Source organism: Dyadobacter flavalbus (assembly GCF_006149045.1).
Classification (GTDB): Bacteria; Bacteroidota; Bacteroidia; order Cytophagales; family Spirosomataceae; genus Dyadobacter; species Dyadobacter flavalbus.
Window position 1 is genome coordinate 1 of sequence record NZ_VBSN01000065.1, and the last position, 4,387, is coordinate 4,387.

General features: G+C 37.5%; 5 protein-coding genes. All 5 read right to left on the bottom strand.

What is annotated here, in order from left to right; genetic code table 11:
- Positions 1-138: 138 nt before the first annotated feature.
- Positions 139-939: a hypothetical protein gene (locus tag FEM33_RS20590; RefSeq protein WP_138280707.1), complete on the bottom strand. Its 801-nt coding sequence runs from the start codon at positions 937-939 to the stop codon at positions 139-141.
- 1 nt (position 940) lies between these two features.
- On the bottom strand, positions 941-1,906 hold the full coding sequence (locus tag FEM33_RS20595; protein WP_138280706.1) for a thymidylate synthase: 966 nt from the start codon (positions 1,904-1,906) through the stop codon (positions 941-943).
- Positions 1,907-2,196: 290 nt separating this feature from the next.
- The gene (locus tag FEM33_RS20600) at positions 2,197-2,823 is read right to left on the bottom strand and encodes a restriction endonuclease (protein WP_139013878.1); all 627 of its coding nucleotides are present in this window, start codon (positions 2,821-2,823) and stop codon (positions 2,197-2,199) included.
- An 81-nt stretch (positions 2,824-2,904) separates the two neighbouring features.
- The gene (locus tag FEM33_RS20605; RefSeq protein WP_229209227.1) at positions 2,905-3,732 is read right to left on the bottom strand and encodes an IS3 family transposase; all 828 of its coding nucleotides are present in this window, start codon (positions 3,730-3,732) and stop codon (positions 2,905-2,907) included.
- A 35-nt stretch (positions 3,733-3,767) separates the two neighbouring features.
- A complete protein-coding gene (locus FEM33_RS20610) occupies positions 3,768-4,097 on the bottom strand; it encodes a transposase (RefSeq protein WP_138281700.1) in 330 nt (109 codons plus the stop codon).
- Positions 4,098-4,387 lie beyond the last annotated feature (290 nt).

The window sequence follows — 4,387 nt, forward strand, 5'->3', positions numbered from 1 at the left end:
TGGATAGATATCATTTCAGAGCGCACCAGGGAATAGATCGAAAAAAGCCTGCAGAGCTGTTTGAAATGTGCGCCTAAAACAACTAACAAACCTAAATTAGTGGTCTAACATAATCGAGGTATCATAGGTCTCTATATCTCATCTGACAATTTCATCAACTTTACTTGCAATCCATTTTTTAATCTCAATTAACACCTCATTTGTTACGCCAAAACTGCTTTGAATATTATGATTATATCCAATTACAGGGATTGATCTATTAAGTCTCACTCCACCAATCTCCTTGACATGTCCCTGATAGCCATAACCAACTACTCCGGTTGAGGTTTTACGGGGTAAGGTCCAACTTGATATAATTTGTCTATCTAACTTTAAATCAGCTAATTTTTCAAAATTATCGACCACTGATTTTCCATTTAATACTAAAATTAGAATTGAGGATTCATTAATAATATGCCCTAAAATATCACCAGTGTATGATAGTAGGTTTGTCTTTTCTTTAATAGATAAGTTTCCCCATTTACAACTAGTGGCGTAAGGTACCAAATCCAGGTGGCATGCTAAATACGAAGGAAAATAGTAAGAATATTCAGTTCCAGATAGAAGAAAATCTAACTTTTTAAACCAGCTATCATATGGATTGCTCTTAAAATATTCCTTGCATGTGCTAACTATAGAATTAAGGTGTGTTGAACTTGCCTCAGACCAATCTGTCAATGATAATGATTTCAAAGTATGGAATCTTCTCTCACTACCTTCTAATTCTGCGCCACTACCTTTAACAAATTCTCTATTACTAGGGTTAATGCCAACCGTTGCTATTTTTGCAGAAGTCCAATCTCCGAATGATGGAATTGGAGCTCCCCACTGTATAACATAAGATTCTGATAAGATAGGATTGTGTATTTGGTTTACTAATTTAGATAGTTCGGCTATCATTCTATATGGATTTTTTCTGCAAGTTAGCCAAACGCTTCTCAATGTAAGTATCATACACTTTTGAATCCATTGCTCCTCTCAACGTCGCTATTTCATTAACATTACCATCTTTCGCTAGTCGGTATATACAAAGTAACCTTCCCAAATCTGCCCAATAAGGAGACAAATTACTGATCTCAAATGATACCGGAAGGCGTTTTCGTACCTTTGCTTCAATATCTAAAAGGTAGGAAATATCTTTTGTATTGTCACTTGTTGGCATGCTGGGCATATAATTTTGCCTACTTTGAAATCCAAGTGATAAATATTTGGTCGCTTGATCAGCGTCTACTTCATATAAGTGAAGGCTTCCCACCATGTGCATGTAGGTTCCTAAGCCGACCGTCAGTCTCGACGCTAGAAATTCTTGAAGCATTGTGAAGGCAAAAATATCATGTGGCAGCCCTTTGAATGCATCATTGGACCTCATATGAGTAATCATATCAAGTCTATCCTTTCTTATAAAAAATTGCAGAGTACATGTACATGGCACTTCCTTGCGATCAATCACATGGATATCCTCAGCATTGAAAAGTTGAATAACGGCTCTTCGAGAAGTTGGTCTAGAGTGGAGAAGATTCGCTACATTGTCGATCTGATTTATACCTCGCATGTTAAATATTCTTGGACCATATCCCCCAAATATTTTTCCGTCTTCACTTTCTTTTTCATAAAGGGGGATAAAATATTCAATGAATTCCAAGGTATTGTCACCCTTCATATACCACAGAAATTCACCCAAGGCACTAAATGGTAGCCCTCGCGATTCGGTTCTACTGAGCCGCGCACGTGGATTTTCAAGACATAAAACTGCTCCAAGTATTTCACATGTCTTGCTGCGAGTAGTAAAAACATCAAATTCTTTTTTTAGGAGCTCAGAATAGACTTCTCTCAACAAGTCGTCGATATTATCATGTTTTAAATACATCCCTTTATGATTTTTTCATAGCAAATCATTTACGTGCTTCCATTAGGCGGAATCTATCCGAGTAGTTTGAAAATTCAACCATCCTATTATAACTGAGACGTTAGACAAAATTTGGTGAACGAGCACATATTTTATGTGATTTGACCAAAAGATACAATGTAAGAGTAAGTTCATTTGTGCTAAAAGACATTTTAAATGGAGTTCATAAACTGATCACTTTTACCCTTTCAATAATTTCTACGACACACTCATTTATCTAAAAGGACTTATCTCAATAAAATATAATGAATTTATAACGTCCAAGACTCTGCTCTAAGCAATATGTCGTCTGCATACTTCACAAATTCCTCGAAAGAATTTAAAAATTGACCATGGCTGTACTGAATGGGATATTCATGATCTAATGCTTCCCCGAGAATATTTTGAAGGATGAATAACTCTCCCATTATAGCAGTCATAGGAGGAATATAATGGTTTTTAAAATTGTCTTTTTTTAGCTTTCTTAGTCTCAGGGTAGCTTTTTCCACTCGCCAGCTTATCCTACCGATTACAGAATCTGTTTGTATGGTTTGGCCTAAATCATATAAACTCGTAAGCGTAATATTTGCCTTCTCAGCTATCCGCAACGCACCAGATTGAAAGCCCTTCTCAGATAAAAGAAATCCTCTGTCTGCACCAACGTCAGTTATTATAGATTGAAGAGCCAAAACTTTCTCCTTTGGCACATTGCTGTTCCATGCTTTGCATTCAACTATCCACATAAAGTAGATACCGTGAATATTCCCTTCTACATAGACGTCTACCAAATGTTTTCCTCTTACCCCATCAACTTTATGCTCAACAAATGACGTAAGGCCAAGTTTCTTAAAAAAATCTCCCACCTGGTTTTGATATGCTTTCCATTTTGGGATTTTCATGTTGAAAAAATAGATAATACTGACGTGGTTCCGTTTTGGTTTACACTTTTGCGGGTTAGTAAATATTAAAAACTTCAATTCTTATCCAGTTTGTCGGTAATATTCGGCTTCAAAAGCTACTGGATTTAAATAGTTCAAAGAAGAATGCAATCTTCTTGTATTGTAATATCCATCAATGTATTCAAATAAAGCAGACTTTAATTTTTCGATGCTCTCGTAACCGCCTTTTGGCATATTCAATTCGGCCTTCAGCCGGCTCCAGAATGACTCAGCCCAGGCGTTGTCGTATGGATCATCGGCCCGGGACATACTCTGTTTCAATTTAAAAGTCTTGATCAATTTTTTCATTTTATGCGACAAGTATTGACCGCCGCGGTCAGAATGTATAATCATACCTGGCTTTACCCTACGCCTCAAAAGAGCTCTTTCCAATGGTTCCCTAACAAGACTTTCCCGCATATTATCACCTAACTGCCATCCAACCACCTGCCGTGAGAATAAATCGATCCAAACACATAAGTACGCCCATTTTCCACCTTTAAGAGGCATATACGTGATATCCGAAACCCACATTTGATTAGGTTTATTTGGCTTGGGCTGCCCCAACAATAGATTGGGAGATACCCGTTTTCCATGCCTACTATCCGTTGTTCTTGGAATAAATTTCCGTGGCTGAATAGCTCTTAACCCTTCTTTTCGCATGATTTCAGCAACTTTCCTACGGCCGATTTTTATCCCCTTTTGTTTCAAGGATTCCTTAATGCGTCTGCTACCGTATCGCTTAAAATTCTGAATAAATTCGGTCCGTATCTCATGCTTTGGTCGATTATATTTCTTGTCAGCGTTATGGGTTTTTCCTTGCCGGTAGCGGTAGTAAGCTGTCCGGCTCACTTCAAAAAGTAAGCACAAAGAACTGATCTTTTGTGTCCGAGAAAATGAGTAAATCAGCTCATAGACGTCCCTGAGTCGGACTGGCTCAAGAGACCTAAGGCCTTTTTTAGTATCTCGCGGTCAGTTTTTAAACGCTCATTTTCTGCACGTAGTTTTGCAACTTCGGCAGCCAACTTCGTTGTCCTATCGCTGGTATTTACTCCTGTATTCGATTTCGTCTTTTTTGTTGCCATCCTTTTCCAACGATAGAGAAGATTCTCGGCAATTCCAAACGCTTCCGAGATTTCCTTAGCGCTTCTACCAGAAGCCAGCATTCTAAATACTTCTTGCTTGAACTCAGCGTCATAGCTCCTACGAGTCTTTAACGTTTTTGGGTCTTTCATTTTGCATCAGGATGTGCAAAAATGTGTGCCGTTTTTTGGAGCCACCTCATACTACAAGTATACAAACAGACGCAGTTGCAAAAGGAACTGACCAATTTTTAAGGAGAAAATCTTTATATCTTTTGGGCTTGTGTTAAGGTAATAATTTATTGAAATTAATACCAACTATAATACCTCTACAAATTCAGACCACTTGTTTAGTTAAAACTTAGTAACTTAAACAAGGATAAAATAATGAAAAAGATGCGTAGAAAATTTGATTCATCATTTAAGGCGAGAGTGGCTATTGA